Annotated in this window: 18 protein-coding genes and 1 pseudogene; 3 read left to right on the forward strand and 16 right to left on the reverse strand. The window is 69.1% G+C overall.

Features of this window, described 5'->3' with window-relative positions; all coding sequences use genetic code 11:
• Both I0C86_RS43830 and I0C86_RS27060 read right to left on the reverse strand, forming a co-directional pair.
• Nucleotides 1–759, reverse strand: a pseudogene (locus I0C86_RS43830) (hypothetical protein); the annotation flags it as partial.
• 189 nt (nt 760–948) lie between these two features.
• Nucleotides 949–2133, reverse strand: a complete 1185-nt coding sequence (locus tag I0C86_RS27060; RefSeq protein ID WP_196204110.1) for a BTAD domain-containing putative transcriptional regulator — start codon at nt 2131–2133, stop codon at nt 949–951.
• Between the two features lie 4 nt (nt 2134–2137).
• On the opposite strand from I0C86_RS27060, the gene I0C86_RS27065 reads away from it, so the two are divergent.
• The gene (locus I0C86_RS27065; protein ID WP_230394871.1) at nt 2138–4984 is read left to right on the forward strand and encodes an AfsR/SARP family transcriptional regulator; all 2847 of its coding nucleotides are present in this window, start codon (nt 2138–2140) and stop codon (nt 4982–4984) included.
• Nucleotides 4985–5014: 30 nt separating this feature from the next.
• On the opposite strand, the gene I0C86_RS27070 is transcribed toward I0C86_RS27065, so the two are convergent.
• From I0C86_RS27070 to I0C86_RS27130, 14 genes are all read right to left on the reverse strand, one after another.
• A complete protein-coding gene (locus I0C86_RS27070) occupies nt 5015–6592 on the reverse strand; it encodes an ABC transporter permease (protein ID WP_323373872.1) in 1578 nt (525 codons plus the stop codon).
• Complete coding sequence (locus tag I0C86_RS27075; protein ID WP_196204112.1) at nt 6589–7512, reverse strand: ABC transporter ATP-binding protein; 924 nt, start codon at nt 7510–7512, stop codon at nt 6589–6591. The genes I0C86_RS27070 and I0C86_RS27075 overlap by 4 nt, the downstream gene beginning before the upstream one ends.
• A gap of 185 nt (nt 7513–7697) precedes the next feature.
• Nucleotides 7698–7913 (reverse strand): hypothetical protein, encoded by a 216-nt coding sequence (locus tag I0C86_RS27080; RefSeq protein WP_196204113.1) that lies wholly within the window; start codon nt 7911–7913, stop codon nt 7698–7700.
• A 144-nt stretch (nt 7914–8057) separates the two neighbouring features.
• Entirely contained in the window at nt 8058–8186 is a 129-nt protein-coding gene (locus I0C86_RS44605) for a hypothetical protein (RefSeq protein ID WP_255527841.1), read from the reverse strand.
• Between the two features lie 5 nt (nt 8187–8191).
• Nucleotides 8192–9250 carry an RNA polymerase subunit sigma-70 gene (locus tag I0C86_RS27085; RefSeq protein ID WP_196204114.1) on the reverse strand — a complete coding sequence of 353 codons (1059 nt, stop codon included), beginning with the start codon at nt 9248–9250 and terminating at the stop codon, nt 8192–8194.
• Nucleotides 9251–9708: 458 nt separating this feature from the next.
• A complete protein-coding gene (locus tag I0C86_RS27090; protein ID WP_196204115.1) occupies nt 9709–10893 on the reverse strand; it encodes a thiolase family protein in 1185 nt (394 codons plus the stop codon).
• Nucleotides 10890–11627 (reverse strand): SDR family oxidoreductase, encoded by a 738-nt coding sequence (locus I0C86_RS27095; protein ID WP_196204116.1) that lies wholly within the window; start codon nt 11625–11627, stop codon nt 10890–10892. The genes I0C86_RS27090 and I0C86_RS27095 overlap by 4 nt, the downstream gene beginning before the upstream one ends.
• 143 nt (nt 11628–11770) lie before the next feature.
• Nucleotides 11771–12400 carry a TetR/AcrR family transcriptional regulator gene (locus I0C86_RS27100; protein WP_196204117.1) on the reverse strand — a complete coding sequence of 210 codons (630 nt, stop codon included), beginning with the start codon at nt 12398–12400 and terminating at the stop codon, nt 11771–11773.
• Nucleotides 12401–12550: 150 nt separating this feature from the next.
• Nucleotides 12551–13603, reverse strand: a complete 1053-nt coding sequence (locus tag I0C86_RS27105) for a branched-chain amino acid ABC transporter permease (protein WP_196204118.1) — start codon at nt 13601–13603, stop codon at nt 12551–12553.
• Nucleotides 13600–14472 carry a branched-chain amino acid ABC transporter permease gene (locus I0C86_RS27110; RefSeq protein ID WP_196204119.1) on the reverse strand — a complete coding sequence of 291 codons (873 nt, stop codon included), beginning with the start codon at nt 14470–14472 and terminating at the stop codon, nt 13600–13602. The genes I0C86_RS27105 and I0C86_RS27110 overlap by 4 nt, the downstream gene beginning before the upstream one ends.
• A 66-nt stretch (nt 14473–14538) precedes the next feature.
• On the reverse strand, nt 14539–15783 hold the full coding sequence (locus I0C86_RS27115) for an ABC transporter substrate-binding protein (protein WP_196204120.1): 1245 nt from the start codon (nt 15781–15783) through the stop codon (nt 14539–14541).
• Nucleotides 15784–15832: 49 nt separating this feature from the next.
• Nucleotides 15833–16525 (reverse strand): ABC transporter ATP-binding protein, encoded by a 693-nt coding sequence (locus I0C86_RS27120; RefSeq protein ID WP_196204121.1) that lies wholly within the window; start codon nt 16523–16525, stop codon nt 15833–15835.
• A complete protein-coding gene (locus I0C86_RS27125) occupies nt 16518–17282 on the reverse strand; it encodes an ABC transporter ATP-binding protein (RefSeq protein WP_196204122.1) in 765 nt (254 codons plus the stop codon). Before I0C86_RS27125 ends, I0C86_RS27120 begins: the two co-directional genes overlap by 8 nt.
• Nucleotides 17283–17730: 448 nt before the next feature.
• Complete coding sequence (locus I0C86_RS27130) at nt 17731–19362, reverse strand: tannase/feruloyl esterase family alpha/beta hydrolase (protein ID WP_230394869.1); 1632 nt, start codon at nt 19360–19362, stop codon at nt 17731–17733.
• Nucleotides 19363–19671: 309 nt separating this feature from the next.
• Here I0C86_RS27130 and I0C86_RS27135 point away from each other — a divergent pair, with 309 nt between their 5' ends.
• Nucleotides 19672–21375, forward strand: a complete 1704-nt coding sequence (locus I0C86_RS27135) for a carboxylesterase/lipase family protein (RefSeq protein WP_230394870.1) — start codon at nt 19672–19674, stop codon at nt 21373–21375.
• A gap of 219 nt (nt 21376–21594) precedes the next feature.
• Complete coding sequence (locus I0C86_RS27140) at nt 21595–23220, forward strand: long-chain fatty acid--CoA ligase (RefSeq protein ID WP_196204124.1); 1626 nt, start codon at nt 21595–21597, stop codon at nt 23218–23220.
• Nucleotides 23221–23271 lie beyond the last annotated feature (51 nt).

Raw genomic sequence — 23271 nt, forward strand, 5'->3', positions numbered from 1 at the left:
GGTGTGCAGCACCCCCGCCGAACCCCCGGTATGCCAGACATGCAACGTCCCCGCAGAAGGCCGGAACAACGCGATATCGGTCTTCCCATCACCGTTGTAATCCGCAAACGCCTCCTGGCCGGCCCGTGGTGGGTTTCCGGCCCAGAGCGCGGCGGCGATGACCCCACCGTCGTGGGCCTGCGCCTGGTACCTGTCCGGGTAGGCCGAGACCTGCACCGCCTGGCAGACCTCGCCGATCGGGGCGGTGTTCCACGAGTTGTTCGGGTAGACCCGGACCATCTTGTCGAGGAACGCGTTGGTCGCCCAGGTCGGATTGAGGCGCTGTTCCCGGGTACCCCACGAGGCTCGCTGCTGGAACAGGCCCAGGCTGTCGTGGTCGACCTCTTCGCTGATGTTCTGCAGCGTGGCCTCCACGATCGCCGTGGTGACCGCGATCTGCGCCGCGCGCTGGTTGAGGCCACGGGCCTTGACAGCGGCGACGATCATCCTCGCGCAGGACACGCGGTAGCCGTTCAGGTAGCCCTGCAGGGTGCCGTTCAGTTGGGGGTCGAGCTGGCTGGCCATCGCATTGTCGGCCGAGCTGGCTCCGTTGGGGTCACAGGCTACGGTCTGGTAGGCATTGGCAAGCAGGGCCCGCGTCGTAGCCTCATTGGGTTCGGCGTGCGCGGGTGACGTGGTCAGGCCAACGGCGGCGAACGTGGCGGTCGCTATCGCCGTCGACACCCAGGCACGGCTTGCCGTGCACCAGGGTCTCCTCATGGATGTGTCTCCTATGTGCTAGCGGGGCAGCCGAGCTGGCCGCCATCGCCACGCTAGGGCCCCGTACACAAAGGACAATTGACAAGAGATTGACATCCGCCTGTGCCGATGTGACCGGCGGAAAGACGACTGCCGACGGGATACCGTGCGGAAGGAGAGCGGCAGATACCCGCCTGCCGGACCGGCGGATCAGGCTTGCCGCATTGCGCCCAGAGCGGTTGCCAACGCCGCCTGGAGTTGATGACCCGGCGAGATCCCCAGCTCCTCCCGCAAGCGGACCTGGATTTCGTGGAACAGCCGCACCGCCATGGCCGGGTCCCCATCGGCCGCCAGCGCGGTCATCGTCTGCGCATGGAGCGTCTCGTTGAGCGGCTCCTGCGGAAGGAGGTCCATGAGCAGTTCCGGCACGAGCCGGGGACGGCCCGCCGCCACCGCGATCTCGGCATACTCCGCCGCTGCGGCGACGCGGGCGCGGGTGATGCTCACGATGGCCGGATGCAGACGGATCCGTGGGCCGAGATCGGCAAGCACCGGGCCGCGCCAGGCGTGCAGCGCCGCGGCGTACGCGTCCAGAGCTTCGTCCAGCTGGCCTGCCCGGGCGGCCGCGCGGGCGCGCTGGGCCAGGGTGCGGAACACGTGTACGTCGATCCGAGCCGGTTCGAGGCGGAGTTCGTAGCCGCCGTTCCTCGAGCGGATCAGTCCGGCCCGACTGCGCTGCTGCCGCTGGGGCTCGAGAATCTGGCGCAGCCGCGAGACGTAGAGGTGCAACAGGTTCCGCGCGCTCCTGGGAGGATCGGCGCCCCACAGCCAGTCGACAATTTCCTCGGGATGGACGACGTTGTTGTCGCGCAGTGCGAAAAGGCCGAGCAGACCGCGCAGCATCGCTCCTGGAAGATCTACCTGCCGACCCTGCACCGTCAACCGCAGCCCGCCGAGCACATCGATGTCGGGTGGGTCGGTCTGTGCTTCCGGACTGCGATTCAGACCGAGGACATCGGAGATCCGGATCCGCGAGGCACTCCTCGGAAGCGTGACCCGGCTCTGTTCGATATCCCGCACCGTCCGCTCGCTGAGGCCGGTGAGGCCGGCCAACTCCTTCTGCGACAGACCCAGATCGCGGCGGCGTTGCCGAACGAGACTTCCCTGGAAGGTTCTCGCCGTACCGGTGCTGACGTTCATGAGAATTCCCCCGTGGTGGTTTCGCACATCGCCCAGACAATGCCGGTCCGCCCGTCGTCTGACCGGAACGTAAGAGCGGCTTTGCGAAACGCCCCACGGTTCGGAGGTGACGGTTGTCCCTACCTTCACCCGCGCCCGCTGCCGACGTGTTGCCATGGGGTTGCCAACGGCCCACCGCGAGACGAGAGTGATCATAGTGATGGACTTCTTGCTGCTCGGTCCGTTCGAAGCCCGATTCGACGGGCAGAAGATCCCGCTCGGCCGGCGGCGAGAGCGTTGTCTGCTCGCCCTACTGCTGCTTGAGGCCAACCGACTCGTACCGACCGATCGGCTGATCGATCTGCTGTGGGACAAGGAGCCGCCGGCGACCGCGCGACGCACGATTCATGCCCATGCCGCTCGGCTCCGATCCGCATTGCGTCCGTATCCGACCGCTCCCCACGTCGTGTCGAAACAGGTTGGTTATCTGGTCGACGTACCACCCGGCTCGGTCGACACTCACCGGTTCCGTTCACTGGTCGAGCGGGCCGGCAACATCGGCGACGCCGGCGACCGCGCGGCGCTCTACCGCGACGCGCTCAACCTCTGGCGCGGACCGCTCATGGCGGACGTCGCCAGTGTCGCCCTGCGTGAGCGCGTGGGCCGGCCCCTGGACGAGCTGCGACTACGCACTCTCGAGAACTTGCTCGGCGGTGAGCTGGAGCAGGGACGCCATCGCGAGGTGCTTCCGGACCTTGCGGACGCGGTCGCGACGTATCCAGAAAACGAGCAGCTGACTGCCCTCTACATGCTGGCGATGCACCGGTCCGGGCGGACCCTCGAGGCCGGGAGGCATTACGCCGGGTTCCGTCGGCACCTGGTACAGGCGAGTGGAATCGAGCCGAGCCGCAAACTCGGCGACCTGCACGCGGCGATCCTGCGGGCAGACGCGGCGCTGCTGCCTGCCCACCCGGCGATCGCGACGCCCGCCCTCGGGCCGCCCCGCGAGCGGGCGAGGACCTCGACGCACGCGATGCCCGACCCCATCAGCGACTTCGTCGGCCGTACCCCTGAGCTGGCCGCCCTGGACCGGCTGGCCGAACGTCCTCGTCCCGGCCCTGCTCTCGGGACCGTCCACGGCGTCGGTGGCGTGGGAAAGACCGCGCTCGTCCTGCACTGGGCACACACCACAGCCGCGAACTTTCCCGACGGCGCGGTCTATGTCGACCTGTACGGCCATGCGGCGCCCGGCCCGATCTCTCCGGAGAAGGGGCTGCGGCTGGTGCTGCGACACCTCGGCCTGACCGACGATCGATTACCCGACGACGCCGAGGAGCTGGCAGCCGCCTACCGCGCCACGCTCACGGGGCGTCGCCTGCTCATCCTGGACAACGTTCCGGCCGCGGCGCACGTACGCGCCGCGCTACCGGTCGACTCCAACGTAACCGTGATCGCGGTGTCCCGGGAGGCGCTGCCCGGCCTGAGCGTGCACGAGCGGGCTCGCCAGATCCGCCTCGAGCCGATGCCGGTCGACGACGCGATGCATCTGCTGGCCGCGGTGAGCGGCGCCCGGCTGCCCAAACCCTCGTCCGGTCCGCTCGCCGAACTGGCACGACTGTGCGACGGCATCCCGCTTGCCCTGCGGATCGTCGGCTGTCGACTCGCCGACGATCCGCGGCTCGCACCAGAGGCGATCGTCGCGGAGCTGGCACCGGAAGAGAAGCGGCTGGCCACATTGGAGATCGACGATGAGGACCGCGGCATGCGTGGCGTGTTCGACAGCTCGTACCGCCGGCTGGATGCGGATCACGCCCGACTGTTCCGGCTGCTCGGCGCCCTGCCCGTCGTCGCGGTCAGCCCGGTCTGTGCGGCAGCAGCCGCCGCGCTGCCCGCGTCGGACGCGCGCCGGCTGCTGCAGTCGCTGTCCCGACGCCAGGTCGCCGCGCCGGGCGCCAACGGCGACTATCGCATGCACGAGTTGGTCAGGTTGTTCGCAAGGGAACGCGCTCACGCCGAGGAGTCGGTCGAAGACCTGTCTGCCGCCGTGCGTCGTGCCGCCGACTGGTACCTCGACACCACCTTCCACGCCTACCCGCTACTCAGCCCGCGGCGAGCCGGCAGGGCAGCGCCGGACCTGGCCCACCCGCCGGCGCAGCCGCTGCGGTTCACCTCACGGGAAGCCGCCCTGGTCTGGTTCGCGGCCGAGCGAGACAATCTCGTCACCCTCATCCGCGACCTCGGCCGTCGCGGATGGCACCGGTCAGCCGCCGAGCTCGCCGGCAGCCTGTTCGCGTTCTACCACCAGCATCGGCTGTGGCGTGACTGGGTCGAAACGTACAGCTGCGCCCAGGAGTCGGCACGGCTGTGGGGCGACTGGTACGCCGAGAGCCGGATCCTCGTGGGTCTCGGCGTGGCGTACAAACAGCTGGGCCGGTACGAGCAGGCCGCCGACGCCTACCAGCGCGCACTCGACATCGCGGTCGCGGCCGGCGACGTGCTGTCGACCGGACCGATCCTGGTGAACCTCGGCGGGCTCTGCAACACCGTCGGCCGACCGCAGGACGCCAGCCGCCATCTGCAGGCGGCACTCGCCCTGCCCGGCTACTCCGACGATCCCCGCTATTCACCGGTGCTCTGGCTCAACCTGACTCATCTGAATTTCAACCAGGGAGAGTTTGAGCAGGCCGCGGAGTGTGTCCGTAGCGGCCTGGCGGCGGCAGCGGCGAGCGGCGACGTGCACACCACGGCGTACCTCAACCATTGGGCCGGTGAGCTGTCGTTGCGGCAGCGACGCTTCGACCTCGCCGCCGAATCCGCCGCCGCCGAAATTGAGATCGCGCGAGCCGCACACGACCCGCTGCGTCAGGCCTACGGTCTTGATCTACTGGCATCGGCCGTCGCCTACGGCGAGCCCGGCCGGGCCCGGTCGCTCTGGCGGGAAGCACAGGCCATCAGCGCTGGGCTCGGCCACGCGCTCGCGACCGACATCGAGAAGCTGCTGCACGATGGCCCGGTCACCGAGCACGAGCTGATCGCCCGCCGGCTACGCGTCAACCGCCTGCCGTGACCTGCTCAATGCCCAATCCTGCGCCGATGGCTAGTAGCCGACGTCGCGGCGGCGGAGACCGGCGTACCCACCGACCGCCAGCGCCACGGCAACGGCGCCGAGGACCAGCAACGGTGCCGGGCTCACCGGGTCCAACGGCGCTCGTGGTGTGTGCGCGAACGGGGAGCCTCGTTGCGCCCAGCCCGGGATGTCGAACGAGTCGGCGAACAGCGCGACGACCGCGCAGTACCCGAACGCCGTCCAGGCCAGCCCGGCGGCGGCCCGGGGTACCCAGCCGATGCCGAGGACCGCGACCGCGGTGACCACCCACAGGGCCGGCAGGTAGCCGAGCGCGACACCGATCAGGCGTGGGATCTGGCCGGCGTCGGAAACGGTGAGCCCGTACGCGAGGCCCTCGCCCAAGCCCGCGGCGGTCAGCACCAGCGCGCTGCCGATGGCGGCCACGGTCAGGTGGCTCGCCAGCCACCCCGCCCGGCTGGTCGCGGTGGCCAGCACCGGCTCGGTGCGCCCGGCCGTCTCCTCACCGCGGGCCCGCAGCGCGGCGACCGCCGCGTACGCGGCGGCGGTCAACGCCAGCGTCATCGCGGTCAGCGCCAGGTACGAGTTCACGATGTCCGCCGCCCCACCGGGCAGGAATTCGGCCACTTCCGGATTGTCGGCCACGTACTGCTCGATGCTGTCGCCGATCGAACCGTAGGCGGCGCCGAGCAGGAACAGGCCGGCGGCCCAGCCTCCCAGCGACGCGCGCTGCAGCCGCCAGGCCAGGCCCAGCGGGGATCCCAGCATCGCGGACGCGGTCGCCGGCCCCGGCCGCGGGCGTACCAACCCCGTCGCGAAGTCCCGCCGTTCCAACAGCGCCATCGCCGCCGCGCCGAGGACGGCGGTCACCGCGACCGGGATGGCAAGCGGCCACCACCGGTCGTCGACGTACGGGAAGGTGCGTTGGCCCCACCCGATCGGCGACAACCACGACAGGGTCCCGTTGCCGACGTCGCCGGCGGCACGCAGCACGTACGCGGCGCCGAGGGCGAGGGCGACCGCCCCGTACGCGGGCCGGGTGTTCTCGAACACCTGCACCGCCACGGCGGTCATCGCGGCGAACGTCATCCCCACCGCAGCGAACGCCGCGCCGAACAGAGCCGAGCCGGCGATCGGCAGGCCGGTCCCGGCGACAGCGGCGAACGCCAGCAGCCCGGCTGCCAGGTTCGCCAGGCCGGCCAGGGCGAGCGCGGCGGCCAGCGTGGCTCGCCGGCCAACCCGGGCCGAACGGACGAGTTCAGCGCGGCCGGACTCCTCGTCGGCCCGGGTGTGCCGCCCGACGAGGAACATGTTCATCAACGCGAGCACAATGCAGGTGAACGCGAAGATCTCGAACACCACCTCGCCGCCGATGGTGTTCAGCAGGCGGGTGGGTCCGCTCATCGCGATGACCGCCGTGTTGCCGCCGATGCTCTGGCGCAGCTTGGCCAGGTCCTCGGCCGAGTCGTACAGTCGCTGGCTCTGTGTCGACTGGATCAGCACCAACAGCGTGACGCCCAGCAGCCAGCACGGCAGGGCGAACCGTTCCCTGCGCAACATGAACCGCAGCAGCATGCCGGTCCCGGTCACGACGTTGCCTCCGCGCCGGAGGTCTCTTCTTCTCCGTAGTGCCGCAGGAACATCTCCTCCAGCGTCGGTGGGGTACTGGTCAGGCTCCGCACGCCCAACGGCGCCAGCCGCCGGACCACCGCGTCCAGTTCGGCGGTGTCCACATCGAATCGGGCGCTATGGTCTTCCAGGACCAGATCGTGCACACCCGGCAGAGCGTCGATGCCGGTCAGCGGCTGAACCGTCTCCACCGCGATCGAGGTACGGGTCAGGTGGCGCAGCTCGCCGAGCGTGCCGCTCTCCACGGTGCGGCCGAGCCGGATGATGCTCACCCGGTCGCACAGCGCCTCCACCTCGGCCAGGATGTGGCTGGACAGCAACACGGTGCGCCCCTCCTGTTTGATCTGGTGGATGCACTGCTGAAACTGCGCTTCCATCAGCGGGTCCAGCCCCGACGTGGGCTCGTCCAGCAGCAGCAGCTCAGCATCCGAGGCCAACGCGGCGACGAGTGCGACCTTCTGCCGGTTGCCCTTCGAGTAGGTGCGGGCCTTTTTCCTCGGGTCCAGGTCGAACCGCTGCAGCAGCTCGTCGCGCCGGCGCCGGTCCAGGCCACCGCGCATCCGGCCGAGCAGGTCGATCACCTCTCCGCCGGTGATGTTCGGCCACAGGTTGACGTCGCCGGGCACGTACGCCAGGCGGTGGTGCAGGGCGACGGCGTCCCGCCACGGGTCCCCACCGAGCATCCGTACCGTGCCGGCGTCCGCGCGCAGCAGCCCCAGCAGGATCCGGATGGTCGTGGTCTTGCCACTTCCGTTGGGGCCGAGGAAGCCGTGCACCTGGCCGGACTCCACGCTCAGGTCGAGCCCGTCCAGTGCCTTGGCGCGGCCGAAGGATTTGGTCAAGCCGGCGATGTCGATCGCCGCCCCGTTCTGTACGCCCACGAGAATGCTCCTCTGGAACGAGGGAGGAAGAATCAGGCAGTGGGCATCACGCAGCACGGCGCGATGCCAGTCGAGATGCGTCGGTGAAGGGGCCCTACGCCGTCAGCCCGGCGGATCCGAATCCGCCTTGCGTGCCGCGGCACACGAGCACCGCATCCGTCCCCGCGGCGTGCCTGCCCCGGCGTTCATGCCCGCTCCCCCGCCCGCCGGGCCCGCGCTCGCTCGGCGTGCGCCTCCCAGCGACGCACGTGCTCGTCGCCATACTCCAGGCCGACGAACCAGCCGCCCGACCTCAGCTGGTGGTGATGCTGCCGCGAACCGGGCAGCGGCACCGGCACCGGCTCCACCAGTTGACCCAGCTTCAGCTGCCCGGTCACCGTGCTGATCGACGGCTCCACCATCACACGCACCTGTCGGCGTTCAGCGGATACTGAACGGACTATACCGAGTGATCGCCACCGCGTCGATCGACGGACTTCGGCCACTCTGTCGTGGCCACGCCGCGCGTCGCACCCTCCGCCGCGCGGTGTCCCGTTGCCGGACCGTCAATCGGTCCGGGTGCGCAGGTTCCGCGCCAACTGCACCCGTCCGCAGATGACGACGCCGAACGCGTCGAACCACTGCGCCGCGACCACCGCGACACGCGCGCCACCGCGCAGCGTGAGCGTCCACACCGGTACTACTCCGTGCCGTCCGCCGGCAGGCGCTCCGGCAGCCCGAGGCGCGGGAACTGGTCGTCGTGGAAGATGAGGATCTCGGTGATCGCCCCGCCGGTGACGCGCAGGACGTCGATGGTCAACGGCAGGTACGCGCCCTCCCGCTGCTCCCAGAGGTAGAACGCGACGGCGGGCTGCCGGTTCACGGAGATGGGGACCGCACGCAGGCCCGTCATGCCCTCGAATCCATCCTCGACCCAGTTGTTCACCACCGCGTCGCGGCCGACGTACAGGCCCGGCGTGGGCGGCATCGAGGAACGGACGTCGTCCCGCAGCATGGCAGCCAGCACATCGACGTCCGTGGCCACGCTGGCCTCGGTGAAGCGGCGCACCAGGTCGCGCGTTCCGGCGTCCTCCTCGCCGCCGGTCCAGTCCTGCCGCTCGGCGGGCAGGTGCGCCCGCATGCCGGCGCGGGCCCGCTGCAGCGCGCTGTTCACGGAGTTGACGGAGTCGCCGAGGAGCTCCGCGACGTCCTTCGCCGGCCAGCCGAGCACGTCCCGCAGGATCAGCACGGCCCGCGGGCGCGGCGCGAGGTGCTGGACCGCGACCAGGTACGCCAACTCGATCGTCTCCCGCGCGACGGCAACGCTCTCCGGCTCGTCCGCGTCGCCCGCGGGCAGCTCGTCGAGCAGCCGGTCCGGGTAGGGCTGTAGCCACGGCACCTCGCCGCCGGTCGCGGGCTCCGGACGGCGCTTGGCGAGCAGGTCCAGGCAGGTGTTGGTGGCGATCCGGTAGAGCCAGGCCCGGAACGTCGACCGCCCCTCGAAGGTCTCCCGCCGCCGCCAGGCACGGAGGAACGTCTCCTGCACGGCGTCCTCGGCGTCCTCGAACGACCCGAGCATCCGGTAGCAGTGCACGTGCAGCTCCCGCCGGTGCCGCTCCGCCAGCCCGGAGAACGCCGGCTCGTCGACCTCTCCCAGCCCACTGCCACCCAGACCACTCCCACCCAGACCGCTCACGCCCAGACCGTTCCTGCCCAGCCCGCTCACGCCCAACTCCTCCAGCCACGTGTCCGCACTCATCGCGTCATCCTTCCGCCTCGTCGGGTTCCGTCGTAGGTATGACGGGTGCGGGCGCGACAACTCATCACCGGGTCGGTCGGCACGGCTGATCCGGTGCCGGAGCACGACCCCCGGTACGGCGTGAAGTGCGCGGGTCCAGCGGAGTGGGCGCGGATGCGCAACCGCCCGGCGCGCGCCGGGGGTCGTGGGCTTGCTGTTCACGGTAGGAAGCCCAGCAACTGCCGTACGGTTTCCTCGGGAGCTTCCTCCGGAATGAAATGCCCGACCGGCACCGGGCCGCCGCGAACGTCGTCGCACCATTCTCGCCATATTGCCAGCGGATCATCGTAGAGTTGCGCGACCGAACCCCGCTGGCTCCAGAGAAAGAGCAAGGGGCAGGCGATTTTCCTCCTGCCCCGGTCCGCCTCGTCCTGCTGGTAGTCCAGGGTCGCGGCAGCCCGGAACTGGCTCTGCTTCCGTCACACCCGCCGGAAGAGAGCGGCCAGTGCCTGACCGCCACCGATGCACATGGTGACGACGCCGAGCTCCAGATCGTTCCGAACCAGGTGCTTGGCCAACCGGAGTGAGAGGATGGCGCCGGTCGCACCGACGGGGTGGCCGAGCGCGATGGCACCTCCGTAGGGGTTGACCCGGTCCGGAATGAGCTCGGCGTCGCGGATAACGGCGACCGCCTGGGCCGCGAAGGCCTCGTTGCACTCGATGGCGTCGACATCGTCGGGCGTCGTGCCGGTCCGCTCGAACAGCTTGCGGAGCGCGACCACCGGGGCGTAACCCATGACGTCCGGGTCGAGCGCACCCGTGGCGACCGCCTCGATGGCCACCAGGGGTGTCAGCCCACGTTCGGCCGCGGCGGACTGGGTGGCGAGCACGACGGCGGCCGCACCGTCGTTGATGCCGGCGGCGTTACCGGCAGTGACCGTGCCACCCTCCCTGAAGGCCGGGCGGAGGCGGGCCAGCGCCTCCACGGTCGTGTCGGGCCTCGGGTGCTCGTCAGTCGTGACCTCCACGCTGCGGCGCCCACCGGTGGTGACCGGCACGATCTCCTCGGCGAACGCCGCCCGGGCCGTCCGGGTCGCCGCGCGGCGTTGGGACTCGGCGGCGAACTCGTCCTGGTCCGCACGGGAGACCCCGTAGCGTTCGGCGACCCTTTCGGCCGTCAGTCCCATCTGGATGTCGTAGAAGGGATCGGTGAGCATGAGGACGGTGCCGTCGACCAGGGTACGGTCACCGAGTTTGTAGCCGGCGCGTGCCCCGAAGTCGTAGAACGGCAGCCGGGTCATGGATTCGTCGCCGCCGGCAAGAGCGAAGTCGATGCCGCTCCAGCGCATCTGCATGGCGGCGGACCAGATGGCCTGGAGTCCCGACCCGCACAGCCGGTTGACGGTGTAGGCGGGGGTGGACACCGGAAGCCCGGCGGCGACGGCCACCCGACGAGCGTTGTAGGCGTCGGGCCCGACCTGGCCGACGCAGCCCATCACCACCTCCTCGATGGCGTCGACCGGCACCGCCGAACGGGTCAGCGCTGCCCTGGCGGCGACGGCCCCCAACTCGTGCGCGGGCGTGTCCTTGAACACCCCGCCGTACCTGCCGATCGGGGTACGGGCACCGTCGACGATCACGATCCGCTGGTCCGGCCCGGTCATATCGAAATTCCTCCGTCCACGGGAAGGACTACTCCGGTGATGTAACCGGCCTCTTCGGAGGCGAGGAAGGCCGTGGCCGCGGCCATCTCGCTGGGCGCCGCGAACCGGCCGAGTGGGATGGCGGCGGCGAGTTCCTGACGCTTCTGGTCGGGAATCGACCCGATCATCCGCGTCTCGGCGTTGGGCGAGATGGCGTTGACGGTGACGCCGAACGCCGCGAGTTCCTTGGCCGCGGTCTTGGTGAAGCCGATGATCCCGGCCTTGGCGGCGCCGTAGTTCGCCTGCCCGATGTTGCCGCGCAGGCCCGTGTACGAGGTCACGTTGATGACGCGGCCGTACCCCTGCTCCCGGAACACGGGAACCGCAGCGCGGGTCAGTCGGAAGGTTCCGCCCAGGTGGACGTCGAGCACCTCAGCCCAGTCCTGGTCCGAGAGCTTCCACAGCCGACGGTCCCGCAGGATCCCGGCGTTGTTGACGATGATGTCCAGGCGGCCGGCCCCCGTGACCACGCTGTCGACCAGGGCTTCGACGGCCTCGGTGCGGCTGACGTCGCAGGCGACGCCGACCGCGCCCAACTCGTCCGCAGCCTGTGCGACCGCCTCGGCGTCCGAGTCAACCAGAAACACCTTCGCCCCGGAGTCGTGGAAGAGACGGGCAAACTCGAGTCCGAGCCCTCGCGCCGCTCCGGTCACGATTGCGGTTCTCCCCGCGAAGTCGAACGTCAGGTTCGGCAACTCCTGCTCCTCCCTCCAGGGCCTGGGTAACGGCCGTTGAGCTCATTCATGATTTCGTTGGGCTCCGCCCAGATCCCGGTAGCCCGGGCGTCCTTCCAGAGGCGGGCCACGCGGCACCTTTTCGTGGTCCTGTACATCAGTGCCTAGGGCAGTTCCTCGGCCGTGTCCTTCAATGAGCGCAGGACGCGACGGGTTTGCGGCGTGTCCGGGAGCAACGCGAGGAGCAACGGCGAGGTGGAGAAGGTCGACTGGTGGACCATGAGGCGGCGGACCCATTCCATGCCCGCCTTCAGCTCGGCGATGGCGTCGGTCGCGCCGCCGCTGCGTACCCAGTTTCCGAGCGCGGATCGGTGGATCGCGTCGATGAGTGCCGCAAGGGCCATCGACTGGAAGGGCGGGGCGTCGGATGGGAGGTGATCGCGCAGGAACGAACGTGTAAGCGTCACGTATCGCTCGTGTTCGATGACCTCCCGCTTCCGTAGGTCAGGGACGACGCGCGTCAGCTTGTATCGCCGGAGGACGAGCTCGGGCCGGCTGAGGAAGTCGCGCAGCGATTCCTCCGTGGCTGCGATGACGGCCTCTACCGGATCCGTATCCGGAGCGGACTCAACGAGACATCGCTCGACCAGCCTGAGGCGTTCGGTGTGGTCCGGAAACGCGAGTTCGTCCTTGCTTTCGAAGTGCCGGAAGACGGTACGGCGGGACACGCTTGACGCCTCCGCAACGGCTTCGACAGTTACATTTGCGTACCCCTCCTCGAGAAACAGGGCCATCGCCGTTTCCGAGATTCGGTACTTGGTTTCGAGTATTCTCCGCGAAGTCACCGACAGGTGCCCTCTCCTGATGTGGTGTTGCGCGAAGTTTAGTTCCCGCGCATCCTGGGTTTGCCGAACTCTGGAACCCTGCGCCGCGCTCGCAGCGGCTCACGGCCTTCGCCTCGCCGGATCGGCACTGGCCGAAGCGCGGCGCGACGAGGTACGGCGCTGCTGCCGGGCCAGCCATTGATGACGAACGGTACCCCAGACTCCACGGCGGAACAGCAGCACCACGAGGACGAAGACCGAGCCGGTGACCAGGTCGATGCCGTCGAAGCCGGACGAGGCGAGGTAGTCGGCAAGCATCACGGCCAGGAAGGCACCCAGGACTCCTCCCCACAGCGTGCCGATGCCGCCCAGCACCGTCATCAGCACGACTTCGCCGGAGGTCGTCCAGTGGAGTTCGGTCAGTGCGACGAAACCGTGGTTGATGGCGAACACACCGCCGGCCAGGCCGGTCAGTCCGGCGGAGAGCACGAAGGCGATGACCTTGTACTTCTCCACCTCGTAGCCGAGCGCCCGTGCTCGCTGGGTGTTGTCGCGGATCGACACCAGGACTCGTCCGAACGGCGAGTGCACGATCCGCCAGGCTCCCCACATGCCGAGCAGGAGGATCGGCAGGGCCGCGTAGTAGAAGTAGAACGACTCGGTCTCCACCAGCTCGATGCCGAAGAACTTCCGGGGTACGCCCTGCAGTCCGTTCTCGCCGCCGGTCAGGTCGCTCCACTGGTACCCGATGAAGTAGACCATCTGTCCGAACGCGAGGGTCACCATGGCGAAGTAGATCCCGGACCGGCGCACCGACAGGTACCCGACGGGCAGGGCGAGGAGCATCGCGAACAGTGCACCGCCGACGACGGCCACGGGAAACGGCACACCGTAGTGCGTCGCGATCAGGCCCGTCACGTACGCCGAGCTGCCCCAGAAGGCCGCGTGGCCGAAGGACAGCAGACCCGTGTAGCCGAGCAGGATGTCCAGGGCGATCGCGAACAGCGCCATCGCCACGATGTCCATCGCCACCGGCGGATAGACGAACCACGGCAGCGCCAGCGCCGCCACCAGGCCGACGGCCAGCAGGACCCATCGCCGCCTCGATCCGCCCCCCGCGATGGTGGCGGGCGCCTCGGTGCCCGGGGTCGGGGTAACCACGGACTGGGTCATGCCGTCGCCTCCTTGCGTCCGAACAGCCCGGCGGGGCGGACCAGGATGATCAGGGCCATCAGGACGAAGATCAGGATCTGCGCGTACGTCGGGGCGTAGGCCTGACCGAACGCCTCCACCAGGCCCACCATGAAGCCTGCGACCACGGCGCCGACGATCGAACCGAGCCCCCCGATGACCACGACCGCGAACAGGATGATCGCAAAATTGTTGCCCATGTCTGCCGTGATCGCGCGGAACGGCGCGGCGAGCACGCCGGCCAGGCCGGCGAGCGCGACCCCGAAGCCGAAGACCGGAGTCACCCAGCGGCCCACGTTGATGCCCAGGGCACGGGCAAGGTCGGGCTTCTCGGTCGACGCCCGGACGATCATGCCAACCCTGGTCCGCGTCATCACCAGCCAGACGAGCACACAGATCGCCACGGAGAACAGGAAGACGAACAGTTGATAGCGCGGCAGCACGACGCCGGCCAGGTCGACGCGTCCCGAAAGCAGCTTCGGAGGCTTGTACGGCAGCCCGGAGACGCCGTACTTCTGCTTGACCAGCTCGACGAGGACCAGGGTGAGGCCGAAGGTGAGCAGGAAGTTGTAGAGGGGGTCGAGCCGGAGCAGCCACTGCACGAGCAGCCGCTCCACCACGACGCCGAAGGCGAACATCAGCACCGGCACGACCAGCAGCGACCACCACAGCGTGAGATCGAGGGTGTCGAGCAGGACGGCCGCGGTGACCGCGCCGAGCATGTAGAACGCGCCGTGGGCGAAGTTCACCACGCCCAGGACGCCGAAGATGATCGCCAGTCCCAGGGCGGCCAGCGCGTAGAAGCTGCCGGCCGCCAGGCCCTGTACGGCGTACTGCAGCACTGCGTTCATGGGTTCCTTTCCCGGTGCTGACCCTGGGCGTCGGGGCACCCGGGGCTCACGAAACCGACCACGCGCTCACATCGAGCAGGCGGACGCCTCGGCGGGCGGGAATGCCTTCGCTGCGGGGATCGTGGTCACGATCTCCTCGTAGTCCCAGTCCTCCTTCACGTCCGACGGCTTCTTGACCCGGGCCAGGTACGCGTCGTGGACGACGGAGTGGTCCTTGGCGCGGATCTCGCCGTTGCGCAGGAACACGTCATTGACCTTTTTGCCCTCGAGTTTGGCGACGACCTTGTCGGCGTCGTCGGTGCCGGCCTCCTGGACCGCCTCCAGGTACTGCAGCGCGGCGGAGTAGTTGCCGGCGTGTTCGAAGGTCGGCCGGGTCCCGGTCTCATCGCGGAACCGGTCCGCCCACGCGCGCGACTCGTCGTCCATGTTCCAGTACCAGGCGTCGGTGAACATCGTGCCGGCGAACTGGTCGACGCCCAGCGAGTGGATGTCGGTGATGAGCATCAGACCAACGGCCAGGTCGATGCCCCTCTCCTTCAGGCCCGACTCGTTGAACTGCTTGACCACGTTGATCAGGTCGCCGCCCGCCTGCATCGTGCCGATCACGTCGGGGTTCGTGCTTCCGGCCTTGGTGAGGAAGGTCGCGAAGTTGTCGTTCGGGAACGGCGTCGGGATGGTGCCCTGCACCGTGCCGCCGGCCTTGGAGATCGCCTCGGTGAAGGACTTGGTCATGTCCTGGCCGAACTGGTAGTCGGGGTAGATGATGTGCCAGTTCTTGTCACCGTTCCCGGTGACGGTGGTGCCGGTGCCGTTGGCCAGCATGTAGGTGTTGTACGCCCACTGGAAGGTGTACTTGTTGCACTGGGCCCCGGTCAGTTCCATGGTCGCCGCGCTCACGTCGAGGAACAGCTTCTTGTGGGTCTTCGCCTGGTTGGCGACGGCCAGGGCGGCGGACGAGGTCGGCACGTCGAGGATGACGTCCGCACCTCCGCGCTCGTACAGCTCCTGAGCCTTGGTGTTCGCGATGTCCGGCTTGTTCTGGTGGTCGGTCGACGTCACCTCGATGTCGTCGACGACCGCCTTGTCGCCGTGCTTCTTCTTGTAGTCGGCCACCGCCATCTTGACCGCCTTGACGCTGTTGGGTCCCGACGCGTCCTTGTAGACGCCGGACTGGTCGTTCATCACCGCGAGAACCAGCTTGCCGTCAGTGAAATCACCACCCGACCCCCCGGGACCGCCCTCACCGCAGGCGCCCAGGAGCAGTACCCCCGTCATGGCCGCCGCACCGGCCCGAATTCGCTTGGTCTTCATGGTGGTCCTCCTCGTGTGTGTCGATGTGTCGCGTCGTCTGGTCGATCGGTCAGATGCCGAGGTGTTTGAGGAGTTCGCCCTCGCGCCGCTGGAAGTCGGAGTTGTCGAGGGTCTCGACGATGTGGCCCTGGCTGAGCAGGTAGTGCCGGTCGGCCACGGTGGCGGCGAACTTGACGTTCTGCTCGATGAGCAGCACGCCGACGCCGGTGGCCTTGATCTCGCGGATGATCGCCCCGATCCGGGCCACGACCACCGGGGCCAGGCCCTCCGAGGGCTCGTCCATCAGCAGCAGCCGGGCACCGGTCCGGAGCACCCTGGCGATGGCCAGCATCTGCTGCTCGCCACCCGACAGGGTGGTGCCCGGCGCCTTGCGGCGGTCGGCGAGCAGCGGGAAGGCTTCGTAGACCTGCTTCAGCGTCCATGCCCGGTCGGAGACCCTGGGCGGGAGCAACAGGTTCTCCTCCACGCTGAGGCTCGCGTAGATGCCGCGGTCGTCCTGGACCCAGCCCATGCCGGCCCGGGCCCGGCGGTGGGCCGGTGTCCGGGTGACGTCGCTGCCGAGGAAGGAGACGGTGCCGCTGACCTGCCGGTGCAGGCCGATCAGGCACCGCACCAGGGTGGTCTTGCCGGCGCCGTTGCGCCCGACCAGGGTGACGACCTCGCCCTCTCCCACGCGCACGCTCACCTCGTGCAGCGCCTGCGCCTCGCCGTACCACGCATTCAGACCGGCGACCTCAAGCATGTTCGGCCTCGCCCAGGTAGGCGGTGATTACCCGCTCGTCGTTGCGGACCTCGTCGTAGGCGCCCTCCGCCAGGATCCTGCCCTGCTGAAGCACCGTCACCCGGTCGGCCAGGCTGCCGACCACGTGCATGTTGTGGTCGACGAACACCACGGTGCGGCCGGCCGCGATGCGACGGACCAGCTCGATGGTGCGGTCGACGTCCTCGGTTCCCATCCCGGCCGTCGGCTCGTCGAGGAGCATCACCCGTGGATCCAACGCCAGCACCAGCGCCAGCTCCAGTGCGCGCTTCTGCCCGTAGGCGAGTAGTCCGACCGGCTTCTCCGCCAGCGGCACCAGCCCCACCTGCGCGAGCAGCTCGTCCACCCGGGCGCGATGCCTGTCGAGCAGCTTCTCCGACCGCCAGAACCGGAACCCCTGCCTGGTCAGCCCCTGGAGAGCGAGCTCCACGTGCTCGCGGCTGGTCAGGGTCTCGAAGAGACTGGTGATCTGGAACGACCTGGCCACGCCGCGGCGCGCGACCTGCTCGGGCTGCTGACCGGTGACGTCCTCGTCGAACACCGTGATCGTGCCGGACGTCGGGGACACGAAGCCGGTCAGGAGGTTGAACAGCGTGGTCTTTCCCGCACCGTTGGGACCCACCAGCGCGTGCACGTTGCCCTCGCGAACCTCCAGGTTCACCGAGTCGACCGCGTGGAAGCCGCGGAACACCTTCGTCAGGGCCTGCGTGCGCAGCGCGACCCGACCGCTCGTCGTCACGCGGCTTCCTTCCAGGCGACCTGCCGGCTGCGGGTGACCTGTGGGCCCCGGACATCCGCGGCCGGGCACGTCCTGGCCGTCAGACGCCGGAATCCGACGGTGGCGCGGGCCAGACGTGCCGGAGCGGAGCTGCCCCGGGTCGTGATCCGTCGGAGCACCGGCGAACCGGCCTCCCGCGCCGGTCTGGCAGGTGGCTGGGCGCAGGCACTCGAGCCTGTCGGCAGCTCGGCTGTACTCCCCTGGGCGAGGAGCAGCGCTGGCGGTCGAGGCATGTCACTCCCTTCTCAGTCGCACACGGTTCGCGCGGCTCTGTGCCGCGGCTGGTCACTGGCGAGCGGCGTCCGGGCCTGGGTTGGCCCGGACCGCCCGTTCCGCAGATGGCCCTGACGATGCGTTTCCTCGCACGCTTGCGAGCAGTCGCGCGAGCAGACGATGCCGTGGGGTGGCGTCAGCGCGAACAGACGAAGCTCTGGGCGCTGTCGGGATCACCGGAGCGGTACTTCGGCCAGCGCGGGTACTCGCAGAGCGGGCGGGTCCTGCCCCGCAAGGCGTCCGTGACCACCGGCTCGACCGGCGGCCGTCCTTCCTCGACCCAACGTTCGAGAGCGGAGAGCGAGTCCCAGTTGGCGGCGAATGCGGGCGCACCGACGTTGGCATGATTCGCGCCTGGTACGAGGTAGTACCGCATGAATTCCTGGGTCTGCCTGGGTCCTACCGTGTCGAGCACCCGCCGGTAGTAGTCGTTCGTCGAGCGGTGGGAGACCAGCTCGTCCGCGGCACCGTGGAGGAGAAGCAGTTTCCCACCGGAGCGCGCAAATGGACGGAGGTCCGAGTTGTTGCGATCCTGGATGGTGGAGAGATAACTGATTCGGGGAAGCCACTTCCCTGGTCGCCGAGGGTCGATGTCCAGAGAGTTGTAACCCGGGTCCCTCGTCAGGAAGTATTTCACCCACTGATCCCAGTACTGGGCGCCGTAGCCACTTGTCACCGGCATCGGGTTGGCGGGCGCGGAGGTGCCGAACCCAAGAACCGGTGTTCTCATGTCAGCACCCGAAAGGAGCGGGAAGCCGGGGTACTCCCGCTCACCGCTGGCGATTCGGTACGGCCACCTGAACGGCTTGGCCGCGGCGTTCACCGACGCGATCTGGGGATCGGAGAGACACGTCGGTCCGGCATCGACGCCCTTGGGACAGCGGAGCACGCGGGGGTCGAAGTCGCAGCCTCCGAGGTTCGAGATGACCTTGTCCTCGAGGCCGTCCCGTCCGTCGCACGCCGCCATGACGCTGTTGTAGAGCAGGGTCTGCTTGTCGGGCCCGGGGAATGCGCCAGGGCGGGACATCACCTGCGCGAGGTACCCGAGATGCAGAACCTCGGCCGTGTTGTTCCAGGCAGGGTAGGCGGAGATGACGCCGTCGAAGGCGTCCGGCCACCGTTGCACGACGATGAGAGCCTCACGACCGCCTGTCGAACCACCCGCGAAGTACGACCTGCTCGGTCCGGAACCGTAACCACGACGGATGAGGTACGTGGCGGCATCGGAGGTCTTCTTGAGCGCATCGCCGGCCGCGAAGTTCCGAAGTGCCTCGTCGTTCATGCCGAAGGATCCGTCCAACGACCCTGCGGGGCCCGCCTGGTGGCCGGAGTCGCTTGCGAACGTCGCATATCCACGAGCCAGGGGCGCCGGTTGACCGGGGGGGCCGAACGGCACGTTCTGCGCGATGTTGGGGACCGTACCGTTGTATCCGCCGCCGCCGAACATCATCGTGTTGCGGTTCCAGCCGACCGGCATGCCGACCTGCAGCCTGATGTCCGGCGCGGCGCGATCGATCGGGAGGACCACCGCGTCGATCCGGCAGTACTCGATGGACGCGCCGCTCACGGTCTGGGTTACCAGGGATGCCGAGTCGACCCGGCCGCCGCTGGTCGGCAGGCTGATTGCCGACGCCGGGATCTCGCTTCCCACCAACTCCGCGCATCTCGGGGCCGTACCCGCCGCGGCGGTGGCTGGCACCGGCCCGAGGACCGCTGTCGCGCCCGCCAGCGCGGTGGCGACCGCCAGCCCGGCACGGACTGGCCTCAATCTTCCACGAACTCGCAGTACTCGGCTCATTGTGGACCTCCCGCCTAAGCACGCTGTGCCGCGAGATGAGTTTCAGACGGCACTGAGTGCCAACACTGTGCCATGGGTCACAAGCGCCCGCAAGGGCCGGACAGAGGAAACGTCGGGGGGGCGCGGGGACGCGTCGACTCGCGGGTCCGACGGTTTGCGCGGCAGTGCCGGCTCTTGCACCGCCGAAGAGGTACATGCGACAGTGCTGGCACGCGGTGGCAACGAGGACGCAACATACCGACACCGCGTGCCACGTTCGAAACCAGGGAGGCACCGCCAATGCCTGCTATGCCGTCCGGGGCCGTCATCGTCAGCGAACCGGCCGCGCGTCGTCGCACGACGTCGTCCCTACTCCGTCCGATCCTCGGCATCGTCCTCGCGACCGCGGTCCTGACCGCCATGCCGCTCGCCCCCGCGTCCGCCGACACCGTCAGGCCCGGGAAGGACCCGACCCTCGTCCCGACGACACTCGGTCCGATCGTCGGACGCGACGAGGGCCGGTCGAGCGGGACGTACTCGTGGCTGGGAGTCCCGTACGCCGAACCGCCGGTGGCCGAGCTCCGATGGCGACCGCCGAAGCCCCACCGGCCCTGGGCCGATGTCCGGCGCGCCAAGCAGTACGGGTCGGGGTGCACACAGCCGGGGCGCTTCTTCAGCCCGTCCCCGAACGGGCCGTTCTACGACCTGACGGTGCGCGACGGGCTGCAACAGCCCGTCGGCGAGGAGGACTGCCTGACGCTCAACGTCTTCCGCCCCTCGACATCGAAGCGCAACCTGCCCGTCGTGTTCTTCGTCCACGGCGGGAGCAACGTCGTCGGTTACTCGGCGGACCCGATGTACGACGGGCGGGAGCTGGCGAGGCGCGCACAGGCCGTGGTCGTCACCGTCAACTACCGGGTAGGGGTGTTCGGCTGGCTGAGCGCCGAGGGCCTGGGCGGCGGCGACCCACTGTCGGCGTCCGGCAACTTCGGCACTCTCGACCTCGTCAGTGCGCTCCGGTTCGTCGACCAGAACGCCCGGAGGTTCGGTGGCGACTCCGACAACATCAGCGTCATGGGCCAGTCGGCGGGTGCGGTGAACGTCTGGTCCCTGCTCGTCTCCCCACTGGCGCGCGGAATGGTCGACAAGGCGATCCCGCTCAGCGGTGGCCTGAGCACCCGGACGGTGGCCAGCGCGAGGGCGTACGCCGACCGCGTCATGCAGGCCGCGAGGACCGAATACCCCTCCTCGGGCAAGAGCGACATCGAACTGCTTCGTTCGCTCCCCGCCGACGACCTGGTGCGGGTGCTCGTCAAGCACAAACTCGACGGAACACCGGCGGTCATCGCCGACGGCGCGGTGATCCCGTCCGACCCGTACGCCGTGCTCGAGTCCGGGGTCGATCGCGAGGTGCCCGTCCTCGCGGGAAACACCCGCGAGGAGGGAAAACTGTTCGGCAGCACCATCGGCGCGCACAAGCCGAGTGACTACGACCGGTTCACGACGCAGTACCTGTTCGATCCCGACAACCCCGGCACCTTGACCGCCTCCGATCTGCTCAAGGACGAGTACCTTCCGGTAGACAAGCCCGGAGGCTGGAACGACGCAGCCGCGGCACTGACCGAGGCGGTCTTCACCGGCATCAACCGGGACTCGCTGAACGCGTTGGCCCGCAGCGGGAACCACTCGCTCTACCACTACAGGTTCGACTGGAATCAGGAACCCGCACCGTTCGACCAGGTGTACGGCGCCGTACACGCGATAGATCTGCCCTTCGTGTTCCGCACCTTCGGGAACAACGTGTTCTCCTACGCCTACAGCCGGCAGAACCAGGCCGGGCGACTGAGGCTGTCGGACCTGATGATCGCCAGCGTCCGGAACTTCATCCACGAGGGATCACCGCAGCATCGCGGACTCGGCCGTACCTGGGACCAGTGGCCGGCGAGCCTGGTGCTCGACGCGGACGACAAGCACATCCATCTGGGGTCGACCACCGACCGGTGAGGATCGCCTCCCCTGACGAAGGCCGGGGCACCATCCACGGCGAAGACTTCGTCCTCGAGAGCCGCACCGGCGGTCACCCCGGCGGTCCGGCTCTCGGCCGTCCCTCCTCCTCCGGGAAGCGGCCGCGCCGGCGTTCCGGACCAGCGACGAGGCGACGGATCTCATCGGGCAGAACCGGTACATCGACGGCGGGAACTTTTCCGTACGAACGGAGGAAATGTGCGCGGGCTGATGCAGGACGGGTCGCTCGACGTCGACCTGTTGATGCGACGGGCGGACCTGGGATTTCGCCACAAGCGCGTCGTGACGGCGACAGTGTCCGGTGAGGTGGTCTCGACCTGGGGCGAAGTGATCGACCGCGCGCGCAGGCTCTCCGCCGTGCTCGACGTCCTCCAGGTCCCACCCTCGGCCCGGGTCGGCACCTTCGGCTGGAACAGCCAGCGCCATGTCGAGCTGTATCTGGGCGTTCCGTCGGCCGGCCGCATCCTGCACACCGTCAACCACCGGCTCTTCGCCCGCGACCTGGTGCACATCATGTCCGACGCGGCCGACGACGTCGTCTTCGTCGATCGGTCGCTACTGGGCACGGTGTGGGATGTCGTCCGCGCCATCGCGACGGTTCGCTGGGTCGTCGTGATGGACGACGGTGGCGACGAGGAGATCCCCGTCGACCCGCGCATCGCCGACTACGAGGCGCTGCTCGCGCGATGCCCCGAGCCGGCGGCGGCAGCCCGCGTCGACGAGAACGACGCCGCGAGCCTGTGCTACACCTCCGGCACGACCGGGCGGCCGAGGGGTGTCCTCTACAGCCACCGCTCCATCGTCCTGCACGCGATGCTGCTGCTGGGCGTCGACAGCTTCGCCATCTCGGAGCGGGATGTCGTTCTGCCGGTGGTGCCGATGTTCCATGTCAACGCATGGGGACTGCCCTACGCGGCGGTGCTCGCCGGGGCCGAACTCGTACTGCCGGGTCCGGCGATGGCCCCGACGGAACTTCTCCAGCATCTCTCCCGGCACCGGGTGACATTCGCCGCCGGCGTGCCGGCGATCTGGCGCGGTCTGGAGCCGCTCCTGGGCACCGCGGACCTCTCGTCGCTGCGGATGGTGGTCAGCGGTGGGAGCGCCCTGCCGGACGCGCTGTCGAAGGCATGGGAACAGGCGATCGGCGTACCCATCACGAGTTCGTGGGGCATGACCGAGACGAGTCCGCTCGTTGCCTGCGGCCGGTTGTCGTCGTCCTCCGACGCGCTACCGGCCGGCGAACGCCGGCGGTTGCTCGGACAACCCGGGCCGACGATGCCGTTGGTCGACGTACGGATCGTGGACGCCGAGCGCCGGCCCGTCGAGCGGGACGGGACCACGCCCGGCGAACTCCAGGTGGCCGGCCCGACGATCGCGGCCAGCTACTTCGGTGCCGATCCGGGCACGTCGTCCTTCACCGAGGACGGGTGGCTGCGGACGGGTGACGTTGCGACGCTCGACGAGTACGGCTACCTGCGCATCGTCGACCGCGTCAAGGACATGATCAAATCTGGCGGGGAGTGGATTTCGTCGGTCACGCTCGAGAACGAACTGATGGCACACCCGGCCGTACGGGAGGCGGCGGTGGTCGGCGTCGCCGACGACCGCTGGGGAGAGCGACCGTGGGCGTACGTCGTACTCGCGGCCGGGTTGGGAGTCGACGAGACGGGCCTGCGCGAGCACCTTCGCGCGCGGGTCGCCTCGTGGTGGGTCCCCGATCGCTTCGTCGTTCTCGACGAGATCCCCAAGACGGGGACGGGCAAGTTCTCGAAGGTGGCGTTGCGTAACCTCACCGGGTCCGTTGCCGTGCCGCAGTCGCCGTGACACTCCGCCGCAACGGCGTGCCGGGCCGGGTCGCCGAGGTCACGACCTCCG

The organism is Plantactinospora alkalitolerans (assembly GCF_015690345.1).
Classification (GTDB): Bacteria; Actinomycetota; Actinomycetes; order Mycobacteriales; family Micromonosporaceae; genus Plantactinospora; species Plantactinospora alkalitolerans.

What these genes read in the sequence shown, in the direction of transcription:
- I0C86_RS27080 (WP_196204113.1), bottom strand. Translation starts at nt 7,913, where the DNA reads ATGGTGGAGCCGTCGATCAGCACGGTGACCGGGCAGCTGAAGCTGGGT.
- I0C86_RS27100 (WP_196204117.1), bottom strand. Translation starts at nt 12,400, where the DNA reads ATGGCCCTGTTTCTCGAGGAGGGGTACGCAAATGTAACTGTCGAAGCC.
- I0C86_RS27110 (WP_196204119.1), bottom strand. Translation starts at nt 14,472, where the DNA reads ATGAACGCAGTGCTGCAGTACGCCGTACAGGGCCTGGCGGCCGGCAGC.
- I0C86_RS27085 (WP_196204114.1), bottom strand. Translation starts at nt 9,250, where the DNA reads ATGAGTGCGGACACGTGGCTGGAGGAGTTGGGCGTGAGCGGGCTGGGC.
- I0C86_RS27065 (WP_230394871.1), top strand. Translation starts at nt 2,138, where the DNA reads ATGGACTTCTTGCTGCTCGGTCCGTTCGAAGCCCGATTCGACGGGCAG.
- I0C86_RS27115 (WP_196204120.1), bottom strand. Translation starts at nt 15,783, where the DNA reads ATGAAGACCAAGCGAATTCGGGCCGGTGCGGCGGCCATGACGGGGGTA.
- I0C86_RS27090 (WP_196204115.1), bottom strand. Translation starts at nt 10,893, where the DNA reads ATGACCGGGCCGGACCAGCGGATCGTGATCGTCGACGGTGCCCGTACC.
- I0C86_RS27135 (WP_230394870.1), top strand. Translation starts at nt 19,672, where the DNA reads ATGCCTGCTATGCCGTCCGGGGCCGTCATCGTCAGCGAACCGGCCGCG.
- I0C86_RS27060 (WP_196204110.1), bottom strand. Translation starts at nt 2,133, where the DNA reads ATGATCACTCTCGTCTCGCGGTGGGCCGTTGGCAACCCCATGGCAACA.
- I0C86_RS27120 (WP_196204121.1), bottom strand. Translation starts at nt 16,525, where the DNA reads ATGCTTGAGGTCGCCGGTCTGAATGCGTGGTACGGCGAGGCGCAGGCG.
- I0C86_RS27105 (WP_196204118.1), bottom strand. Translation starts at nt 13,603, where the DNA reads ATGACCCAGTCCGTGGTTACCCCGACCCCGGGCACCGAGGCGCCCGCC.